The organism is Agrobacterium salinitolerans, from assembly GCF_002008225.1.
Classification (GTDB): domain Bacteria; phylum Pseudomonadota; class Alphaproteobacteria; order Rhizobiales; family Rhizobiaceae; genus Agrobacterium; species Agrobacterium salinitolerans.
In genome coordinates, this window is sequence record NZ_MRDH01000003.1 from 113,970 (window position 1) to 133,938 (window position 19,969).

Below are 19,969 nucleotides of genomic sequence, written 5' to 3' on the forward strand. Positions count from 1 at the left end.
TTTACACTTCATCATTCCGCCTTATGCTTTGACGATATATGCAGGGCAAGACTATTTGAAACGCGAGGACGCTTATGGCCGTGACCCTTCTTTCGCCTTTTCGCAGCAGCATCGCCGCCGTTGCGGGCATCGCGCTTGTGGCGGGCAGCCTTTCGGCGCCGGTTGCGGCAAGAGCGCAGAGCCACGGGCCGGAATCGGTGGCCGATCTCGCCGAGCCGCTGCTCGATGCGGTGGTGAATATTTCCACATCGCAGAACGTCAAGACCACGGGCAAAGGCCCGGTTCCGCCGCGTCTGCCGGAGGGCTCGCCCTTCCAGGAATTCTTCAAGGACTATTTCGACAGCCAGAAGCCCGAGGGCGGTGAAAAGGTGAGTTCGCTGGGTTCGGGTTTCGTCATCGATCCGGCGGGCTACGTTGTCACCAACAACCACGTCATCGAGGGTGCCGACGCCATCGAGGTGATTTTCCCGAATGGTTCGAAACTCAAGGCGACGCTTGTTGGCACAGACACCAAGACCGACCTTTCCGTGTTGAAAGTGGAGCCGAAAGCGCCTTTGAAAGCCGTCAAGTTCGGTGATTCGCGCAGCATGCGCATCGGCGACTGGGTGATGGCCGTCGGCAACCCCTTCGGGCTTGGCGGCTCATTGACGGTGGGCGTCATTTCCGCACGCGGCCGCAACATCAATGCCGGCCCCTATGACAATTTCATCCAGACGGATGCGGCGATCAACAAGGGCAATTCCGGCGGTCCGCTTTTCAACATGAAGGGCGAGGTCATCGGCATCAATACGGCGATCATTTCACCGAGTGGTGGTTCGATCGGTATCGGTTTTGCCGTGCCGACGGAGCTTGCGCAGAATATCGTGCAGCAGCTCATCGAATTCGGCGAGACCCGCCGCGGCTGGCTCGGCGTTCGCGTTCAGCCGGTCACTGATGATGTGGCCGCGAGCCTTGGCATGGATAGCGCCAAGGGTGCGCTTATTTCAGGCCTAGCCAAGGGCGGACCGGTGGAGAACGGCCCAATCCAGGCTGGCGATGTCGTCCTGAAATTCGACGGCAAGGACATCAATGAGATGCGTGATCTCCTCCGCATCGTGGCAGAAAGCCCGGTTGGCAAGGAAGTCGATGTTGTTGTCTATCGCGACGGCAAGGAAGAGACCGTGAAGGTCAAGCTTGGTCAATTGCAGGATACGGCCGACGAAAAGGCCTCGACCGACGAGCAGCAAAGTGAAGACGGCGATGGTGGCATGGTTGTGCCCGAAGACAATGACGGTGGCGACGATCAGGCACAGGACCAGACGCCGGAAGTGCGTGAAGCGCCGCAGAGCGTGCTCGGCATGAACCTCGTGGTGCTGAGCAATGAGTTGCGTACCGAAAAGGGCATTGCCGAAAGCGTGGAAGGCGTGCTGGTGGCCAGCGTCGATCCCGGTTCCCCGGCCGAACAGAAGGGCATGAAGGCCGGCGACGTGATCGTTGAAGTCGGTCAGGATTTCATGGAAGTTCCGGGCGATGTGCTGGTCCGTGTCAACGGGCTGAAATCCGAAGGCCGCAAAAATGCGCATATGATGGTGGCGGATGCGCAGGGCAATCTGCGTGTCGTGGCGCTGCCGCTGGAATAAGCCGCTTTTTCACCCGCTCCGGCAGGAATCGGGTGGCTGCAACCTCGTCATCTCCCTATCCCTTGGCCTCCATTCAACGGAGGCCAAGGATATGAAACTACTCGACAATAAAGTTGCCATCATCATCGGCGCGTCATCCGGCATCGGTCGCGCGACGGCGACGCTGTTTGCCGCTCACGGCGCTGCCGTCGTCATCAATGCGCGTGGCGAGAAGGCGCTGGATGAGGTTGCTGGCGAGATCAGTGGAGCCGGTGGCCGTGTGCACGCAGTTGCCGGTGACGCCGGTGTTGCGGAAACCCATGCGCGGCTGACAGATGCGGCTACAAGCGTGTTCGGCGGGGTCGATATCGCCGTCAACAATGCGGGCGGCGTTGGTGCGGCGAAGCCGATGGCGGAGATTTCGCCTGACGAATGGGCCTATGTCCTCAACGTCAACCTGACGTCTGCCTTTCTGGGGGCGCGCTATCAGATTCCCGCGATGTTGCAGCGAGGCGGCGGATCCATCGTCTTCACCTCGAGCTTCGTCGGCACCAGCGTCGGCATCCCCGGCATGTCCGCCTATGGCGCTGCGAAGGCGGGTCTGATGGGTCTGGTGAAAGGCATTACCGCCGATTATGCCGTGAGCGGCATTCGCGCCAATGCGCTGTTGCCCGGCGGTGTCGACACGCCCATGGCCGGTGATCAGGCGCAAAAGGACTGGGCCGCCGGGCTGCATGCGATGAAGCGCATTGCCGAGCCGGAGGAAATCGCGCAGGCCGCTCTTTTCCTCGCAAGCCCGATGGCAAGCTTCGTCGCCGGAGCGGCGCTGTTTGCCGATGGCGGCAATGCGGCGGTGAAGTGACCTTCGGAACTGGCGGGCAGGCGTCCTATCGCGCCCGCCATTCCTCCAGCGTCAGCGCATAGGTGACGTGCGGCCGCAGATGTGGGTGGGTATCTTCCGGCACGCGCGGATGGTCGAAATCGCGCGATGGGTCGCGCTTCAGGCCAATGCGCTCCATCACTGCCGTCGAACGGTGATTATCGTGCACGGCAAAGGAGACGATTTCCGGCGTCTCCTTTTCATCGAATGCCATGACGAGCAGCGATTGCGCGGCTTCGGTGACATAACCGTGCCCCCAGAAGCGGGTGGCGAGCCGCCAGCCGATTTCCATGGTGCCGAGCGGGAAGGGCGGATCGAGGTTCATGACGGGCGATATGCCACAGAAGCCCATGACCTCGCCGGTTTCGCGCAGTTCCATCGCATAAAAACCATAGCCGCTGCCGCGGATCATGCCGTTGATGGTTTCCAGTACCGCGTCGGCTTCCGCATGGCTGCGGCGGAAGGGGAAAAATTCCATGACCTTTTCATCCGCATTGATTTCGCGGAACAGGTCGCGGTCGCTCTCCTTCCACTCGCGCAGAATGAGCCTTTGTGTCTCACGAATGATCATGGAATGACAAAATCCGTCTTGCGATAGCCCTGGATGTAGAGGAGCGCTGTCAGGTCGCCATGGTCGATACGCATCTGCGCTTCGGCGGCGACGGCCGGCTTGGCGTGGAGGGCAACGCCTGAACCCGCCACATGCAGCATGCCGAGATCGTTGGCGCCATCGCCGACCGCCATCGCCTCATCAGGGGAAATGCCAAGCTTTGCGGCAATGTCGTTCAGCGCATCCACCTTGGCCTGTTTGCCGAGAATGGGTTCGGCAACAGTGCCATCAAGCTCGCCATTGGCTTCGCCCAGCAGATTGGCGCGGTTCTCGTCAAAACCGAGCATGGCGGCGACGCGACCGGTGAAAACGGTGAAGCCGCCGGAAACGAGGGCGGTATAATAACCTTTCGCCTTCATGGTGGCGATCAGTTCCCTGCCGCCCGGTGTCAGCGTGATGCGCTTTTCGATGACGTCATCGATAACCGAGACAGGCAGGCCCTTCAGCAGCGCCACACGTTCCCGCAATGCGGGTTCGAAGGCGATCTCGCCATTCATGGCGCGGGCGGTAATAGCGGAAACTTTTTCCTTCAGCCCGACTTCGGCGGCCAGCTCGTCAATGCATTCCTGGCCGATCATGGTCGAATCCATGTCGGCGATCAGCAGCTTCTTGCGCCGCTGGTCCTGTTCCTGGATGGCGATATCGATCGGTTTTCCGGCAAGCGCGGCGGCAAGAGCGCTGCGCGCCTGTTCGGCTGCGGTGCCGGAGGGCAGGGCGATATCGCAGGCAATGCCATCGGCTAGCCAGTAGAGGCCCGATGCGTTGACGGCCTTCGCGGCCGCTTCGCCGAGGGCTGGTGTCAGAACAGGATTTGACGGATTGGCGATAAGCGTGGCAACCAGAGCCATGATGAAAAACCTTGATCAGAATTTTGATGCGATCCTGATAACCGGCCCGACGGCAAGCGGCAAGTCCGCGCTTGCGCTTCGTCTGGCCCGGGAGCGGGACGGCGTTGTCATCAATGCCGACAGCATGCAGGTTTACGACACGTTGCGGGTGCTGACCGCCCGGCCTTCCGACGACGAAATGGAGGGCGTGCCACACTGTCTCTATGGCCATGTGCCTGCTAGTAGCCCCTATTCAACCGGTGAATGGCTGCGCGATATTTCCGGCCTTCTTGCGAATTTGCGGGGTGAGGGGCGTTTTCCCGTCATCGTCGGCGGCACGGGGCTCTATTTCAAGGCGCTGACCGGCGGCCTCTCCGAGATGCCGGCCATTCCCGACGACATTCGCGAGGGGCTGCGCTCTCGATTGATCGAAGAGGGAGCGGCAAAGCTTCACGCCGAATTGGTAAGCCGCGATCCGGCCATGGCGGAGATGCTGCAGCCGGGAGACGGTCAGCGTATCGTCCGGGCACTGGAGGTGCTCGAGGCGACGGGAAAATCGATCCGCGATTTCCAGCGCGCCAGCGGCCCGATGATCGTCGATCCCGACCGGGCGCAGAAATTCGTCGTTCTGCCGGAGAGGCCGGTGCTGCATGAGCGCATCAACCGCCGTTTCGAGGCGATGATGGACAGCGGTGCGGTGGAGGAGGTGCAGGCGCTTCTCGCGCTTGATCTTGCACCGGATGCAACGGCGATGAAGGCGATCGGCGTTTCTCAGATAGCCGATATGCTGGCGGGACGCATGAGCCAGGCGGAGGTGATCGAAAAATCGGCGGCCGCGACCCGGCAATATGCCAAACGGCAGATGACCTGGTTCCGTAACCAGATGGGCGACGACTGGACGCGAATCCAGCCCTGAAACGGGCCTAGTCCTTGCGGTAGAGGCTGCCGAGCGGCTTCTTCAACAGGCTTTCGCGCAGCGAAGGGCGCGTCTCGCCGGGCGACGGGCCATTCTGGGCCTGCATCTGGAAACCGGCCTTGCGCAACTCGTTGACTGCGCCGGAAGTGGGGTCCGTCGAAGCGTTTGAGGGCGGCGCAGACAGCGCCCGCCCGGGCAGCATGTCCGGGCGATAGGGCTCATACCCCTCAGCTGCGGGCGTTCCCAGTTCACGCTTCCAGCTGTCGATCTCGTCCGTTGCCCGGCTTGGCGGGGCCGGTTCGGGGAGATCGGAGAAAGCCGCTTCGACGCTTTGCTGGAAACCGGTGATGACGGGTTTCGGCGTGGCGCGCATGCGGGTGACGATATTGTTCAGATCGACCGTGTCAGGGGTTTCATGGTTCGTATGGTTGATGGTGCCGCTCGCTTTCGGCAATTTCGCGGTGGCCACGCGGTCGAAACGCATGCGCATCGGCACATTGACGGCCTCGCCGAAGGCGATGGCCTCGCCATTGCCGATGGAAGACAGAAAGCTGGTGGTCGAGGTCGAGGCGTTCGGCACGGCGGAGAGAATGATCTTCTGGTCGATCTCGTTCGACAGCCGCATGGCGAACACGGTCGAGCATTGCGACAGGATGGTCTGGTCCAGCTCGCTTGGCCGCTGGCTGATGACGCCGAGCGAAATGCCGTATTTGCGGCCTTCCTTGGCGATCTGAGCGATGGATTGCCGGGTAGGGAAAAAGCCGCGCTCGGGGTCGGCGGGCACATAACGGTGCGCTTCCTCGCAGACGACAAGCATATGCAGCGAGCCGCGCGCCAGCACCGCCAGTTCGAAGGACATGCGGCAGAGGACGGAGACCACCGAATTCACCACTTCGGAGGGGATGCCGGAAAGCTGGAATACTGAAATCGGCTTGCCTTCCCCGGGAATACGGAAAATATGCGCCACCGTCTCCAGAATGGTGTCGCTGATCGTATTGCTGGAGAACATGAAATTATAGCGTGTGTCGTTGATGGCCGAGAGGATACGGCCTTTCAGAGAGCGCAGCGCGGGTTTTTCGCTGCGCCCTTCCAGTCGACCGATACGCTCGTCGATGAGGGCGAGAAGATCGGCGATGCGGTAGGGCACCGGCGTATCCGGTGTGATCGCGCTCTTGTCAGATGTGCGGCGCACGGCGGAACCCTCGGTGCCGCGAAACGCTTTTTTCGCTTCCGGAACGAGGTCGCGAAGGACATCCATTTCTTCCGGCATGGGTTTACGTCCGCGGAAAATTACTTCCGCAAATTCTTCAAGGCGCATCAGCCAGAAGGGAAGGTCCAGCGTGTCGGTATCGATGACGACGGCATGATCGGGAAAAGCGGCCGCGAATTCATTATGCGGATCGAGAATGAGAACGCGTAGTTTCGGGTCGGTCTCGATTGCCTTGTTCAGAAGCAGCGAAACGGCGGTGGTCTTGCCCACGCCCGTCGATCCGACGACGGCGAAATGTTTGGCGAGCATCTGCGGAATGCTGATGGTGGCGTTGATCGTATCGTCCTGAGTCAGCCTGCCGATGACGCAGCCATCACGCTTGCCGCTGTCGTAAATCTTGGCAAGATCGCTGGTGCGGATGCGATGCGCCACCGCGCCGAGATAAGGGTAACGGGAGATGCCGGTGGAAAAGCGCTCGCTGCCGTCCTCGGTGCGATAGACCTCGCCCACCAGCTCAACGTCGATCAGCAGCCTGTTCGGCCTGTCCGCCGCCCAGTATTCTTCACCGGTGCGCATGGCAAAGACGAGGGCCGCGACACGGCTCGTTCCCATTTCGATGGATATCAGGCGGCCGACAGACCAGAGCTGCGACGCATCGGTGGTGCCCGGTTCGGTTTCGGCCGCAATTGTGGCCTGCGCACCGTTGCAGGCGATGACGCGGCCGAGCATGCGGTTTGCCGGCTGCTCGCCGGATCGCCGTTCGTTTTCGTCCATGCGGGACGCGTTATGAGACGTGTCGTTATTCACATTTTTTCCCGGTACATGCGGATGATCGCGTTGGTTCGGGCAGCATCTGCGCTCTCGAGACTAAAAGATTATGCTTAACAACAGGTGTATTGGCCGCGTTCGAAAATTTCGCCAAAGTCCGCTTTCGGGCAATAAAAGAAGGCGGCGGTGATTTTTTCCCGCAATATGCGTTGACGGCTGGGGCGTTTGTGGCTAACACTCCGGCCCATGAAAAATCTTAACGTACTTATCGTGGTGGGACGGCGCATGGGCAGGATGGTGTAACCATCCGGCGAAAGCACCCATGCGCTGAACGAGGCTCCTCTAGGGGCCTTTTTTTATGTCTTCAAACAGGCCCTCGGGCTCCTCGATATCCAAAGCCAAAGCGGGATGGAAACAGGCAATGACGGATAAGGACAATACGGAAAACAGCAATCGCATGACAGGTGCGGAGATCGTTCTGCAGGCGCTGAAGGACAACGGCGTCGAGCACATCTTCGGTTATCCCGGCGGTGCCGTTCTTCCGATTTATGACGAGATTTTCCAGCAGGAAGACATTCAGCACATTCTCGTGCGTCATGAGCAGGGTGCCGGCCACGCGGCCGAAGGGTATGCCCGCTCCACCGGCAAGGTCGGCGTCATGCTGGTCACCTCCGGCCCTGGCGCGACGAATGCGGTCACCCCGCTTCAGGATGCGCTGATGGATTCCATCCCGCTCGTCTGCCTGTCCGGCCAGGTTCCCACCACGCTCATAGGCTCGGACGCGTTCCAGGAATGCGATACCGTCGGCATCACGCGCCCCTGCACCAAGCACAACTGGCTGGTCAAGGACGTCAACGAGCTGGCCGGCATCATCCATGAGGCTTTCCGCATTGCGCAGACTGGCCGCCCGGGTCCTGTCGTTGTCGATATTCCGAAGGACATCCAGTTCGCCACCGGCACCTATACGCCGCCTTCCGCCGCCGTTCAGCAGAAGAGCTACAAGCCGAAGGTTCAGGGCGACCTCAACGCCATCCATGCCGCCATCGAGTTGATGTCCAAGGCAAAGAAGCCGGTTTTCTATACCGGCGGTGGCGTCATCAATTCCGGTCCGGAGGCAACCCGCCTGCTGCGCGAACTGGTCGAGCTGACCGGTTTCCCGATCACGTCGACGCTGATGGGCCTTGGCGCCTATCCGGCGTCCGGCAAGAACTGGCTCGGCATGCTGGGCATGCACGGTTCCTACGAAGCCAATATGACGATGCATGATTGCGATGTCATGGTCTGCATCGGCGCGCGTTTCGACGACCGTATTACCGGACGCATCAATGCGTTTTCGCCGAATTCCAAGAAGATCCATATCGATATCGATCCGTCTTCGATCAACAAGACCGTTCGTGTCGATGTGCCTGTTATCGGCGATGTCGGCCATGTCCTGGAAGATATGGTGCGCCTGTGGCGTGCTCTGCCGAAGAAGCCGGAGAAGACGCAGACCGCAGAGTGGTGGTCACAAATCGAGCGCTGGCGTGCCCGCAACTCCTTCGCCTATAAGAATTCCAACGATGTCATCATGCCGCAATATGCCTTGCAGCGGCTTTACGAAGCGTCGAAGGGTCGCGACACTTACATCACGACAGAAGTTGGCCAGCACCAGATGTGGGCCGCGCAGTTCTTCGGCTTCGAGGAGCCGAACCACTGGATGACTTCGGGCGGCCTCGGCACGATGGGTTATGGCCTGCCGGCGGCCATCGGCGTGCAGGTCGCGCATCCCGAAGCATTGGTCATCGACATTGCCGGTGACGCCTCGATCCAGATGTGCATTCAGGAAATGTCCTGCGCCATCCAGTATGGTCTGCCGGTGAAGATCTTCATTCTCAACAACCAGTATATGGGCATGGTGCGGCAATGGCAGCAGCTGCTGCACGGCAACCGCCTGTCCAACTCCTATACCGAAGCCATGCCTGACTTCGTCAAGCTGGCGGAAGCCTATGGCGCGGTTGGCATGTATTGCGACGATCCGAAGGAACTGGACGACAAGATTGCCGAGATGATTGCGGTCAACAAGCCTGTCATCTTCGATTGCCGCGTCGCCAATCTTGCCAATTGCTTCCCGATGATCCCGTCTGGTAAAGCCCATAACGAGATGCTGTTGCCGGATGAGGCGACGGATGAAGCCGTTGCCAACGCCATTGATGCCAAGGGCCGTCAGCTAGTCTGAGCCGGGAGAGGAAAAGGACATGAACGCACACCTACAACCCACCGGCTCGGCCTATTTCATCCAGAAGGAAACGGCCGCCGTCGAAAATCACACGCTGTCGGTTCTCGTCAGCAACGAGCCGGGTGTCCTCGCCCGGGTCATCGGCCTGTTTTCAGGCCGCGGCTACAATATCGAAAGCCTGACGGTTTCGGAAACGGAACATGAGGCACATCTGTCGCGCATCACCATCGTCACGCGCGGCACGCCCATCGTGCTGGAGCAGATCAAGGCGCAGCTGGAACGCATCGTTCCGGTGCACCGGGTTCTCGATCTCACCGTCCGTGCCCGCGAACTCGGGCAGGAACGGCCGATCGAGCGCGAAGTGGCGCTGATCAAGGTTGCCGGCACGGGCGAAGTCCGCGCCGAAGCGCTGCGGCTTGCCGATGCGTTTCAGGCCAAGGTGGTGGATGCGACGGTGGAGCATTTCATCTTCGAGATCACCGGCAAGTCTTCGAAGATCGATCAGTTCGTGGCCATCATCAAGCCGCTCGGCCTGATCGAGATTTGCCGCACGGGTATTGCCGCGATGAACCGCGGTTCGCAGGGGATGTGAGCGACGCAAGCTTGCGACAGGCTTCTCGCTAAACCGACGTCATCCTCGGGCTTGACCCGAGGATCCATGCCTTCAACGGCTGTGGATCCTCGCCTCAAGGGTGAGGATGACGGATGAGAGATATTCAACCTTTGTCAGCAGTCTGACCCGCGGTTCGCCGCGGGTTTTTTATGGAATTCGCTTCGCGGATTGATATTCAACCATATGGTTGACTTTCTCGGCTGGGACGCTATATTCAACAACATGGTTGAATTATCCGCTTCACATCTCGACACTGTTTTTCACGCCCTTGGCGACGCAACGCGACGCACGATGTTGCGCGATCTTTCGCGTGGCGAGCGAACGGTGAGCCAGTTGGCTCAGCCGTTCGAGATATCGCTCGCTGCGGCTTCAAAGCACATCAAGGCGCTGGAAAACGCGGGTCTCATCCGCCGCGAGGTGAGGGGGCGTATCCATGTCTGCCGCCTTGCGCCGGAACGGCTGGAAGAAGCGTATGAATGGCTGGATTTCTACCGGCAGTTCTGGGGCAGCCGCCTCGATATTCTTGAGCAGATGCTCAGGGAGGAAGATCAGGGAAAAATCCCTGCAGATGGAGGAAATGACAATGGCTGATATTGCAATGCCTGAAACCTATGGCCGTCTCGTCGAGCCGACCACCTTAAAGATCGAACGGCTGCTACCGGGGCCGATCGAGCGGGTATGGGCCTATCTGACACAAAGCGAGCTTCGCCGCCGCTGGCTGGCTTCCGGTGAAATGCGGCTTGCGCCAGATGCGCCGTTCGAACTCGTCTGGCGTAACGATGAGCTTTCCGACCCGCCGGGCCATCGCCCGGAAGGCTTTTCCGAAGAGGAAAAGATGGCGTCCCGCATCATTACCGTCGTTCCACCGCATCGCCTTGTCTTCAGTTGGGGCGAGGGCGGAGAGGTGTCAATCGAGCTTCAGGCTCTGGGCAAGGATGTGCTTCTGACGCTTACTCATCGCCGGCTGGTTGGCAGGAAGACCAAGCTCGATGTCAGCGCCGGCTGGCATGTGCATCTCGATATTCTCGCCGCCCGTCTTCAGGAAAAGGAACCGGCACCTTTCTGGGATACGTGGCTGGCGTTGAAAGAGGAATACGAACCCCGCATACCGTCATAAAGCCCCGGGTACTATTTGACCGACGGCGCGGCTTGCCGCGCCGTTATTGCGGTTTCGAAAGCTGGCGGTTCCCGGTTCTCACATTCCGATTCAACCGCTTCAGAGCCTGATTCCGAAATGCCTGCTAAGGCCCTGTTGCGTCACAGCATTTCCAGCGCCGTCTTGCGCGTCGGCGGCGGGAAGGCGGCGTCGAGGGCGGTCCAGTCTTCCTCGGTTAGTTCAAGATCGGTGGCGCCGCGATTTTCCACGACACGGGACACGCTGGCGGATTTGGGAATGGCAATGACACCGTCCCTGTCCAAAAGAAAGGCCAGAGCCAGTTGCGCCGGTGTCGCCTGATAGGCTTTGGCGATGCGGATGAGTTCGTGGTTCTTCAGGATACGACCCTGCTCGATGGGGGAATAGGCCATTAGCGGCACGCCGTGCTGCTGGCACCATGGTAGTAGGGAAAATTCCGGCCCGCGCCGGGAGAGGTTGTAGAGCACCTGATTGGCGGCGCAGTTTTTGCCCTCGGGAACCGCGAAAAGCTCCTCCATATCGTCGGTGTCGAAATTGGAGACCCCCCAATTGCCGATCTTGCCGTCGCTTTTCAGCCTTTCGAAAGCCGCCACGGTTTCTGCAAGCGGGTGTTCGCCGCGCCAGTGCAGCAGGTAGAGGTCGATGTGATCGGTGCCGAGCCTTGCGAGGCTGCGCTCGCAGGCCTCCGCCGTGCCTCTGGCGCTGGCGTTCCACGGATAGATCTTGGTGACGAGAAAGACCTCGTCGCGGCGGCCGGCGATTGCCGTCCCGACCACTTCTTCCGACCGGCCGTCCGCATACATTTCCGCGGTATCGACCAGCGTCATGCCGAGATCGAGTGCTTTGCGGATGCTTTCAACCTCCTGGTCTGCCGATGACCTCGTCTCGCCCATGTTCCAGGTGCCGAGGCCGAGGGCTGGAACCTCTCTTCCAGAGGGCAGGGTGACGGAAGGAATATCCTCATGCATGGTTTTGCTCCAGCGGTTGCCAATTGGACAATAGTCCTTTGTGTCGACTTCTCAAACCCATGGTGGAAGTGATTGATCCATCAAAAAATTTGACCTCGCCCATCGACGCGTCGGGATGGTTTGACGGCAGGGCGGCGGATAGGGTTTTGGCTCAAGGAGAGATCATGACCATAGAAACTTTCGCCGCGCTGGTGCTGTTTGCCTTCACCACCTCCATCACGCCCGGCCCCAACAATATGATGCTGTTTGCGTCGGGTGTGAATTTCGGTTTCCGCCGAACCATCCCGCATATGCTGGGCATTGGCGCCGGGTTTCTTTCGCTGTTGATCGGGGTCGGCTTCGGTCTCGGCGCGTTGCTGCATTCCGTGCCCGCGTTGTACACGGGGCTGAAATTCGCGGGCGGGCTCTATCTCGTCTGGATTGCGTGGAAGATCGCGATGTCGCGCAGCCTCAGCGAAGGTTCGGCCGCTTCCGAGCCGATGAGTTTCCTTGCCGCTGCCGTCTTTCAATGGGTCAACCCTAAAGCCTGGGTAATGGCGGTTGCGGCGATGGCGACCTATACGGATGAGCGGCAATATTTCCTTACCGTGCTTCTAGTTGGCGTGGCTTTCGCCGCAGTCAATCTTCCCAGCGTATCCACCTGGGCCGGTTTCGGCTCTGTGCTGCGCGACTGGCTGTCGGTTCCGGTTCGGCTTAAATGGTTCAACATCACCATGGCTGTCCTGCTTGTCATCAGCCTCTGGCCAATGCTGAAATAACAGACCTCACGTCGGAAACTGCCGGTAACATTCCTCGGCGATTGCCTGCACCTCGTCGCGCGTCAGTTCGGCGGAAACGGCATAACCCAGCTCATTGTCGATCCAGTAGAAGGTCTCAACGCCATCGGCGCTGGCCATGCGGAAGCTGGTGGTGCGGTTTTCCTCGTTGTGGCCGATCAGCACGGTCACCCGGCGGCCGGTCTTGTCCTGATACATCAGCATCGCGCCCGGCTTGCCGCTGACGGGGATGAGACGCCCGCCGACGAGGTCGTATCCGATCTTCGAGAGATCGGGGATGGTGAAGGGGTAGCCGAGCCGCTTGCCAAGCCAAGTCGCAAGATGCTGCTGTTCGCCGGCGCCGACCTCGACGGGGTGACGCACCTCGCTCGCGTAGATGAGATAGGCGGATTTCGCCTGTGCCGGAATATCCGTCGTCAGCGATGCCAGGGTCACGTCCTGCGGCGTCGAAAACGAGGAGGGCAGCAGCCTGCCGGCTGCAGCGCCCGCAACGAAGATCAGCAGGGCCGCTGCCGTCCGCAGGAGGGCCGGTTTCGGCTGCCATGTGCGATCCCGCTTTTGCGGGCCGAGCATCGAGGCGTCATGCGGATGTGCGGCGGCATAGGAGGCGAAGGCATTGCGCAAAATGTCGGCCTGTTTTTTCCATGCCTCCACGCGGGTCTGCTCCTCCGGTCTTTCAGCCAGCCAGGCCTCGACAGCCGCGCGTTCGTCGTCGGAAAGAAGTCCGTCGACATAGGCGTGCAGATCGTCTTCGGTTATGGCGTCCGGCCGTTTCATCGTGGTCTCCGCAGGGGTATGATGTTATCCGCCGCCAGATGCTGGCGAAGGGTTTCGCGGGCGCGGGACAGTCTGGACATGACGGTGCCGAGCGGGATCGACAATGTCTCTGCCGCCTCCTGATAGCTGTAGCCTTCCACCGTCACCAGCATCAGCACGGCGCGCATGTCCGGCGAAAGAAGGGCGAGTGCGCCGTGCAGCCGGTCGTTCTCCAGCGTGTCGGAGAACGTCTCCGCGCCAGCGATGCTCTCATGGCCGTCCAGGCTTTCGGACGGGTGGCGTTTCTCGGCGCGGTGGCGGTTGCGATAAAGATTCGTCATTATCGTGTAAGCCCATGTTTTCAAAGCCGTTCCACGCCATTGCCTTTTATTGGCCAGCGCCTTTTCCACGCAGTCCTGCAAGAGGTCCTCACCATCGGCATCGGAACGGGAAAGGCTGCGGGAATAACGGCGCAGCATGGGTATCAGCGCCAGCATCTCCGTTTCGAAGCTACCGGCTGCGGGGGAATTACTCCCCCGCTTTTCGTCCTTCATGCCGTCAGGGTTTTGCGGCATCCCATACACCGTTCACACCGTCGCCGGTGGCGTCGCCTTTTTTCATGTCCTTGACCCAGTAATAAAGCGGCATGCCATCCTTCGCCCATTGCATTTTGCCGTCCTTGCGCTTCACGAGGGAATAGGCGCCCTCGGCCTTGTCGCTGGCGGCTGCGAAAAATGGCGGCCAGTTCACCGCGCATTTGTCATAACAATTGGATACGCCCTTCTTGTCGTTCTTGAAAGTGTAGAGCGTCATGCCTTTTTCGCCCGCCAGCACATCGCCCTTGGCGGTCTTGACGGTTTCGACCATAGGGGCGGCATAGGCCGTTCCGGCAAAAGCCAGAACGAGGGCGGGAACGATAAAGCGGATCTTCATGGATATATCCTCCTGGGTTCGGGCGGGCTGAAGCCGCCAGCACATCAAGAGACACCGCAGCCCCACGGATTATTCCCTGCGGCAACGAATTTTTGCGATTTTTAAACTTATCCATTGAGCTAACTATTTCGATATGATAGTTAGCCTTATGGAAAACTATTCAGGCGCGCTCAACGATATCTTCCAGTCTCTTGCCGATCCGACCCGCAGGGCGGTGATCCTGAGGCTGGGCGGCGGGGAGGCGAGTATCGGAACGCTGGCCGAACCCTTCGATATGGCCCTGCCTTCCTTCATGAAACATATTCGGCAGCTGGAGGAGGCAGGACTGATCGTGACGCGCAAGCAGGGGCGTGTCCGGTTCTGCTCGCTGGAGAAACAGAGGTTTTCCATGCTCGATGGCTGGTTGTCGCAACAACGCGCCATCTGGGAAGGCCGCACCGACCGGCTCGAACAATTCGTCATGGCGCAACAGGACAGGGTGTCCAGCAAAGGGGAGAATGAGCAATGACCGAGACTTTCAATCCCGATCTTGACCTGAAGATTTCACGCATCATCAGGGCGCCACGCGGGCTGGTCTGGAATGCCTGGACGGACAAGGCCAGCCTCGAACAATGGTGGGTGCCGCATCCCGGCCAATGCCGTGTCGACCGTATGGAGCTTTATCCCGGCGGCGCTTTCGAGACGCGCTACAGCGAAGACGGCAAGGAATTTGGCCAGCATGTCAGCGGCTGTTTTCTGGCGGTGGATCATGAGCAGCGTCTCATCTTCACCGATGCGCTGACCGCAGGTTTTCGCCCCTCCGCCCAGCCGTTCCTCACCGCCGTGATGACATTTCGCGATCATCCTGATGGCATGGAATATGTGGCCTATGCCATGCATAACAATCTTGCCGACCGCGACAGGCATGTGCAGATGGGGTTCTTCGATGGCTGGAACACGGTTGCGGAGCAACTGGCGCAGCTTGTCGAGAAGCAGGCCGCGCATTGAGCCGCATCAACCGAACAGGGGAATATCCGGCTTGGTGAGCATCAGCCAGATGATACCGAGAACGGCGAAGAAGGCGGGGAAACCGCAGGCGAACCAGATGCGGTAGAGGCGGAACCATTGCGCCGGCAGGGCCTGTCCCGTTGCGGCGCAGTCTCGGGCGATATTGCGCAGCCTGATCTGGATCCATACCACCGGCAACCAGAAAATACCGGTGAAGACGTAGAGGCCAAGCGAAAGGGCGATCCAGCCTTCGGTGAGCGGCCAGCCGATGACGCGGGCGAGAAAATAGCCGGTCGCCGGCTGGATGATCGCGGCGGTGGCGGTGAAGATCGTATCGGCAATGACGACGGTGCCTGAGACATGGGCGATCAGCACCGGGCTGGCCGTCCGCCGTGCCATCACCATAAAAAAGGCGATGCCTGCACCGGTGCCGAACAGCACCGTTGCGCCGATGACATGGGCAAGCCGCAGCAGTTCCTCAAGCGTCATCAGCGTTCATCCAGCGTGGCGAGGGCAACGAGTGTCAGGGCGATGGAAGGCAGAACCTTGACCAGAGGACCGAGCGGATCGAGCCAAAGCGTCGGTTCCAGCAGGCTGCCGCCGGCCAGATAAGCGGCGGTGACCAGCAGCATGGCGACAAGCGCCTTTCTGGTGAGCGGTCGAAGCAGGACGGCGATGCCGAGGCCTATATCGATGAGGCAGGTGGCGAGCGTGAGGATGACAGCCGGTGTCTGCGGCATAAAGGGCAGGAAATGCGCCGCTGCTCCGGTGATATTCAGCAGCGGCATGAGGCCGGATAGCAGCCAGAATAAAGAAAGGCAGAGAACGATCAGGGGTTTCAGCAGATATAATCTGGCAAACCACAGGTCCTGCACGCCGGAAGGGTGGCCGGCCAGCGTCTGTTCCAGGTTCTTGAGTGACACCGTCGCCGGTCCTGCCTCATTCTCCGTCACGACGCCTTCCGACATGACCGTCATGGCGGTCGAACGCAGCGGCGACCGCCAGCCGAGTCTGCCTGCGGCATCCGCCACGAGGCCGACGGGGCGCATGAAGGCGGCGGGAAGATTTATGACCTGAGCATGGGGCAGACCCAGCCATTGCCGGTGTCTGGCGACCACGTCCTGCAATGTCAGCGTTTCCTTCGCGGCGAGTTCGAGATCGCTGTCCTGCGCAATTTCGCTGTCGATCGCCGCGCATACCACGGTTGCCACATCCTCCACCGCGACCGTCCGGACGGCGATTTGTCCATTGACGAGCGGCACCACGAAGGGAAAGCCTGCAAGCGCGCGCACGAGTGCCGTGCCGCCGTGCGCGTTTCGCCCAACCACCAGCGCGGGGCGCAGAATGACGTGAGGTAGACCGCTGGCAGCGAGCGCCTCATCGGCGCGGCGTTTAGTGGCGAGGAAGGGCAGGCCGGATGCGGCCCCCGCCGTGCGGGCCGATATCTGGATTATCCGTCTGCCGCCCGCCTGCGCCGCTGCTTCATAGAGCGCCAGCATCGCCTTTTCCTGCGTCGCGGCAAGGTCATCCGACAGGCCGTCCTGCAGCGCGCCCGCACAATTGACAATGACGTCCTGGTCATGGACGAGCGATGACCAATCTGTCGCGTGCGTCATCCTGGAAAGATCGGCTGACACCCAGTTGGCGAAAGGCCATTTGTCGCGGGCGCGGGTGACCGAACGCGCCAGCCCCGTCACGGCATGCCCGCGGAGGTGCAGGCTTTTGAGAACCTCCGAACCGATGAAACCTGTTGCGCCGAGAATCAATATCTTCATACGAGGGATACTAGCGACCGCGGCTTAAAAACCAGTCGTGTTTTATTGCCGCATTCTCACACGGCGATTCATCTTTCGTTCTTTTTCTGTTGCGCATCAGGCTCGAATCCTGCGATGAGGGCGCATGTTATTTTCACCGCAACAGGACGAAGCGCTGAAGGCTGTTTCCCGCTGGCTGAAGGAAGGCCGGACGCCGGTTTTCCGGCTGTTCGGTTATGCCGGAACGGGCAAGACGACGCTTGCCAAGCATTTTGCGGAAAATGTCGATGGCGAGGTGCTGTTTGCGGCCTTCACTGGCAAAGCCGCGCAGGTGCTGCGTTCGCGTGGCGCCACCAACGCCCGCACTATCCATTCGCTGATCTATCGCCCGCGCGGCGAAGAAACTGTCGAAGACGAGGAAACCGGCAAGACCTCGATTGCGCCGATGTTCTCCATCAACCGGCAAAGCCCGCTCGCCAAGGCGGCGCTGATCATCATCGACGAATGTTCGATGGTGGACGAGCAGCTCGGCAGGGATCTGATGAGTTTCGGCACGCCGATCCTCGTGCTCGGCGATCCCGGCCAGTTGCCGCCGGTTTCGGGCGGCGGCTTCTTTACCGAGCAGGAGCCAGATTATCTGCTGTCGGAAATCCATCGTCAGGCCAAGGACAATCCCATCATCCATCTTGCCATGGATGTGCGGGAAGGCCGGGAGATCATGCGCGGTGACTATGGTTCCGCGCAGGTGATCTCCAAGTCAGAGGTGACGCAGTCGCTGGTGCTCGATGCCGATCAGGTGCTGGTCGGAACCAACCGCACCCGCCGTCGCTACAATCAGCGGCTTCGCGAGCTGAAGGGCTTTACCGCCGATTATCCGCAATCCGGCGACAAGCTGGTCTGCCTCCGGAACGATCCCGCCAAGGGGCTGCTCAACGGCTCGCTATGGCAGGTAATGAGCTCTTCGCGCGAGACGGTGAAACCCGGCATCAACCTGATGATCCGGCCCGAAGACGACGATATGGATCGTGGTGCTGCCAAGATCAAATTGCTGAAGGCGGCCTTCGAGGATGTGGAGACGGAAATTCCGTGGTCCACGCGCAAGCGTTATGATGAATTCGATTTCGGCTATGCGCTGACCGTGCACAAGGCGCAGGGTTCGCAGTGGAACAATGTGGTTCTCTTCGACGAGAGCTATGCGTTCCGGGACTCGCGCGAAAGGTGGCTCTATACCGCCATCACGCGCGCGGCGGAGACCCTGACGATTGTTCGTTGATCAGGCGCGGATGACGCCGAGCAGAACCGCCTTGGCGACCGCCTGAAAGCGGTTGCTGGCATTGAACTTGCCGATGATCGTCGCCTCGAGAACATGGAGATCGCTGCCCGAAAGACCAAGAGCGCGGGCGAGCCTCACCGGGGCGTAACCCTCCGCCATCAGTTCCAGGCATTTTCGTTCGGTGTCGGTGAGTGCGATGTCCTTTGCCGGCGCCCGTTCCGCGCCGTCCATGCCGTCCGCGTCCGTGTCGGCGACCAGCAGTTCCTCGATCTGCTGGGCCTGGCGCTGAAGGGTGGAAAGCTCGGCGGTCAATTCCCTCTTCCGCTGCCGCAACGCGGCGTGAAATATGTCGTCGGCCTCTTCCTGCGAGAGCGAACGGACGAGTTTTTCCATGATCTCGGTAATCGCTGCGACCGATATGCCGACTTCGCGACAGACGTTAATGACGGCCATGCGCTGGACGTTGCGGTGGGTATAGACCCGCATCTGGCCGATGCGCTTCGAGGTCAGCAGCGCCTTTTCTTCGTAAAAATGCAGCGTTCGGTGGGTCACCCCGAAGATGTTGGCCATGTCGGCGATGGGCACGGGTTCTGCGGGCAGGGAGGAGGGCAGGCTTATATCCGGTAGAAAGCTGCTGATCCTTAGATTGGGTTTGTCCTCGTCGCCGTGACTTTCGAACGGCATCCGGCCATCCTGCATTGTCTCCCCCTTCGCGCTCTTTGACAGCGTGCCTGCCTTTTTAAGGTGCCCGTTACTTGTTCCCCCAAGACGGGCATGTTTTTCGATCAAAACCTCATGCCAAACGCTACATCAGAACCGTAACGTGTATTGTCTGTTTTCGTTCCCGCAGTAATAAAAATTTTGCCGGCCTGCTTGCGATTGGCCTCGACCTGCGTGAAACAGGATGTCAATTCCGAACCGGAGCCTCGATGCCATGCCCGCAAAACTTTCTGTCAATCTGAACGCAATTGCGATGTTACGCAACCGTCGCGATCTTCCATGGCCGGATGTCGCGCATTTCGGGCATATTGCACTGGCGGCGGGGGCAAGCGGGCTGACTGTACACCCGCGACCGGATCAGCGCCATATCCGCTTTTCCGATCTGCCGGTGCTGCGCGCCCTGATCGACGACAGTTTTCCCGGCGCGGAATTCAACATCGAAGGTTATCCGACCGAGGATTTCCTCGTTCTTTGCGAGGAAACCCAGCCGGAACAGGTGACGCTTGTGCCTGACGACCCGTCGCAGGCGACGTCCGACCACGGCTGGGATTTCCGCAAGCACGGCGTTTTCCTGAAAGACGTGGTGGGACGCCTGAAGTCCGGCGGCATGCGCGTCTCGCTTTTTGCCGATGGCGATGGTGAGCGCGAGCCGGTGGAACTGGCGGCCGAGACGGGGGCGGCGCGTATCGAACTTTACACCGGCCCATATGGCGGCTGCTTTGACGATCCGCAAAAGGGCGATGCGCTTCTTGAAAAACTCGGGCAGACGGCGGATCATGCCAGAGCGCTCGGACTTGCTGTCAATGCCGGCCATGACCTCACCGTGGCAAACCTGCCCAAGCTGATGGAACGTATCCCTTATCTCGCCGAGGTTTCGATCGGCCACGGGCTGACGGCAGATGCCATGGAATATGGCATGGCTGAAACTGTCCGGCGTTTTTGTCAGGCCTGCGGTCAGCCTAATTCATAACCAAAGTCAATTTTTTCGCCTATGCTTTGCCTTGCGCATGCTCCGTGCGCAGATTTTGGA

At 60.1% G+C, this 19,969-nt stretch carries 22 protein-coding genes; 12 read left to right on the plus strand and 10 right to left on the minus strand.

The annotated features are described in order from the left end of the window. Window positions 1-74: 74 nt before the first annotated feature. The gene (locus BS627_RS02390) at window positions 75-1,619 is read left to right on the plus strand and encodes a Do family serine endopeptidase (RefSeq protein WP_077981714.1); all 1,545 of its coding nucleotides are present in this window, start codon (window positions 75-77) and stop codon (window positions 1,617-1,619) included. Between the two features lie 91 nt (window positions 1,620-1,710). Continuing rightward, window positions 1,711-2,460 carry an SDR family oxidoreductase gene (locus BS627_RS02395; protein ID WP_077981775.1) on the plus strand — a complete coding sequence of 250 codons (750 nt, stop codon included), beginning with the start codon at window positions 1,711-1,713 and terminating at the stop codon, window positions 2,458-2,460. A gap of 25 nt (window positions 2,461-2,485) precedes the next feature. Here the strand turns inward: BS627_RS02395 and BS627_RS02400 are convergent, their stop codons facing one another. Together BS627_RS02400 and serB are read right to left on the minus strand one after the other, a co-directional pair. After that, a complete protein-coding gene (locus BS627_RS02400) occupies window positions 2,486-3,049 on the minus strand; it encodes a GNAT family N-acetyltransferase (RefSeq protein ID WP_077981715.1) in 564 nt (187 codons plus the stop codon). Then, entirely contained in the window at window positions 3,046-3,936 is an 891-nt protein-coding gene (serB, locus tag BS627_RS02405) for a phosphoserine phosphatase SerB (RefSeq protein WP_077981716.1), read from the minus strand. Before serB ends, BS627_RS02400 begins: the two co-directional genes overlap by 4 nt. Here serB and miaA point away from each other — a divergent pair. Beyond that, on the plus strand, window positions 3,935-4,831 hold the full coding sequence (gene miaA, locus BS627_RS02410; protein ID WP_077981717.1) for a tRNA (adenosine(37)-N6)-dimethylallyltransferase MiaA: 897 nt from the start codon (window positions 3,935-3,937) through the stop codon (window positions 4,829-4,831). The two genes, serB and miaA, sit on opposite strands and share 2 nt — an antisense overlap. 7 nt (window positions 4,832-4,838) lie before the next feature. On the opposite strand, the gene BS627_RS02415 is transcribed toward miaA, so the two are convergent. Beyond that, window positions 4,839-6,848 carry an ATP-binding protein gene (locus BS627_RS02415; RefSeq protein WP_077981718.1) on the minus strand — a complete coding sequence of 670 codons (2,010 nt, stop codon included), beginning with the start codon at window positions 6,846-6,848 and terminating at the stop codon, window positions 4,839-4,841. A 382-nt stretch (window positions 6,849-7,230) separates the two neighbouring features. Here BS627_RS02415 and BS627_RS02420 point away from each other — a divergent pair, with 382 nt between their 5' ends. From BS627_RS02420 to BS627_RS02435, 4 genes are all read left to right on the plus strand, one after another. Continuing rightward, window positions 7,231-9,024 carry an acetolactate synthase 3 large subunit gene (locus tag BS627_RS02420; protein ID WP_077981719.1) on the plus strand — a complete coding sequence of 598 codons (1,794 nt, stop codon included), beginning with the start codon at window positions 7,231-7,233 and terminating at the stop codon, window positions 9,022-9,024. A gap of 19 nt (window positions 9,025-9,043) precedes the next feature. Further along, window positions 9,044-9,616: an acetolactate synthase small subunit gene (gene ilvN, locus BS627_RS02425; RefSeq protein ID WP_003507555.1), complete on the plus strand. Its 573-nt coding sequence runs from the start codon at window positions 9,044-9,046 to the stop codon at window positions 9,614-9,616. A 243-nt stretch (window positions 9,617-9,859) separates the two neighbouring features. Then, entirely contained in the window at window positions 9,860-10,228 is a 369-nt protein-coding gene (locus BS627_RS02430; protein ID WP_077981776.1) for an ArsR/SmtB family transcription factor, read from the plus strand. Continuing rightward, the gene (locus BS627_RS02435) at window positions 10,221-10,754 is read left to right on the plus strand and encodes an SRPBCC family protein (RefSeq protein WP_077981720.1); all 534 of its coding nucleotides are present in this window, start codon (window positions 10,221-10,223) and stop codon (window positions 10,752-10,754) included. Before BS627_RS02430 ends, BS627_RS02435 begins: the two co-directional genes overlap by 8 nt. Window positions 10,755-10,894: 140 nt before the next feature. Here BS627_RS02435 and BS627_RS02440 read toward each other — a convergent pair whose 3' ends face one another. After that, window positions 10,895-11,740: an aldo/keto reductase gene (locus tag BS627_RS02440; protein ID WP_077981721.1), complete on the minus strand. Its 846-nt coding sequence runs from the start codon at window positions 11,738-11,740 to the stop codon at window positions 10,895-10,897. Window positions 11,741-11,904: 164 nt separating this feature from the next. Here BS627_RS02440 and BS627_RS02445 point away from each other — a divergent pair, with 164 nt between their 5' ends. After that, complete coding sequence (locus BS627_RS02445) at window positions 11,905-12,498, plus strand: LysE family translocator (protein ID WP_077981722.1); 594 nt, start codon at window positions 11,905-11,907, stop codon at window positions 12,496-12,498. Window positions 12,499-12,504: 6 nt separating this feature from the next. On the opposite strand, the gene BS627_RS02450 is transcribed toward BS627_RS02445, so the two are convergent. Genes BS627_RS02450 through BS627_RS02460 form a run of 3 tightly spaced genes read right to left on the minus strand, consistent with a single transcriptional unit; the run spans window position 12,505 to window position 14,205 of the window. Further along, complete coding sequence (locus BS627_RS02450) at window positions 12,505-13,293, minus strand: anti-sigma factor family protein (protein ID WP_077981723.1); 789 nt, start codon at window positions 13,291-13,293, stop codon at window positions 12,505-12,507. Continuing rightward, window positions 13,290-13,847 (minus strand): RNA polymerase sigma factor, encoded by a 558-nt coding sequence (locus BS627_RS02455; protein ID WP_165691108.1) that lies wholly within the window; start codon window positions 13,845-13,847, stop codon window positions 13,290-13,292. The genes BS627_RS02450 and BS627_RS02455 overlap by 4 nt, the downstream gene beginning before the upstream one ends. Next, the gene (locus tag BS627_RS02460; protein WP_162520296.1) at window positions 13,831-14,205 is read right to left on the minus strand and encodes a COG4315 family predicted lipoprotein; all 375 of its coding nucleotides are present in this window, start codon (window positions 14,203-14,205) and stop codon (window positions 13,831-13,833) included. The genes BS627_RS02455 and BS627_RS02460 overlap by 17 nt, the downstream gene beginning before the upstream one ends. Window positions 14,206-14,353: 148 nt before the next feature. On the opposite strand from BS627_RS02460, the gene BS627_RS02465 reads away from it, so the two are divergent. Together BS627_RS02465 and BS627_RS02470 are read left to right on the plus strand one after the other, a co-directional pair. Next, window positions 14,354-14,713 carry an ArsR/SmtB family transcription factor gene (locus BS627_RS02465; protein WP_165691109.1) on the plus strand — a complete coding sequence of 120 codons (360 nt, stop codon included), beginning with the start codon at window positions 14,354-14,356 and terminating at the stop codon, window positions 14,711-14,713. Then, window positions 14,710-15,192, plus strand: a complete 483-nt coding sequence (locus BS627_RS02470; protein WP_077981725.1) for an SRPBCC family protein — start codon at window positions 14,710-14,712, stop codon at window positions 15,190-15,192. The genes BS627_RS02465 and BS627_RS02470 overlap by 4 nt, the downstream gene beginning before the upstream one ends. 6 nt (window positions 15,193-15,198) lie before the next feature. Here the strand turns inward: BS627_RS02470 and BS627_RS02475 are convergent, their stop codons facing one another. Continuing rightward, the gene (locus tag BS627_RS02475) at window positions 15,199-15,681 is read right to left on the minus strand and encodes a DUF2269 family protein (RefSeq protein ID WP_077981726.1); all 483 of its coding nucleotides are present in this window, start codon (window positions 15,679-15,681) and stop codon (window positions 15,199-15,201) included. Further along, window positions 15,681-16,967 (minus strand): SDR family oxidoreductase, encoded by a 1,287-nt coding sequence (locus BS627_RS02480; RefSeq protein WP_077981727.1) that lies wholly within the window; start codon window positions 16,965-16,967, stop codon window positions 15,681-15,683. The genes BS627_RS02475 and BS627_RS02480 overlap by 1 nt, the downstream gene beginning before the upstream one ends. Before the next feature lie 124 nt (window positions 16,968-17,091). Between BS627_RS02480 and BS627_RS02485 the strand changes: the two genes are divergently transcribed. Continuing rightward, window positions 17,092-18,219, plus strand: coding sequence for an ATP-dependent DNA helicase (locus BS627_RS02485; RefSeq protein ID WP_077981728.1), 1,128 nt, complete (start codon window positions 17,092-17,094; stop codon window positions 18,217-18,219). Here BS627_RS02485 and BS627_RS02490 read toward each other — a convergent pair whose 3' ends face one another. After that, complete coding sequence (locus tag BS627_RS02490) at window positions 18,220-18,918, minus strand: MerR family transcriptional regulator (RefSeq protein ID WP_077981729.1); 699 nt, start codon at window positions 18,916-18,918, stop codon at window positions 18,220-18,222. Between the two features lie 235 nt (window positions 18,919-19,153). On the opposite strand from BS627_RS02490, the gene BS627_RS02495 reads away from it, so the two are divergent. Beyond that, entirely contained in the window at window positions 19,154-19,909 is a 756-nt protein-coding gene (locus tag BS627_RS02495) for a pyridoxine 5'-phosphate synthase (RefSeq protein ID WP_077981779.1), read from the plus strand. Window positions 19,910-19,969 lie beyond the last annotated feature (60 nt).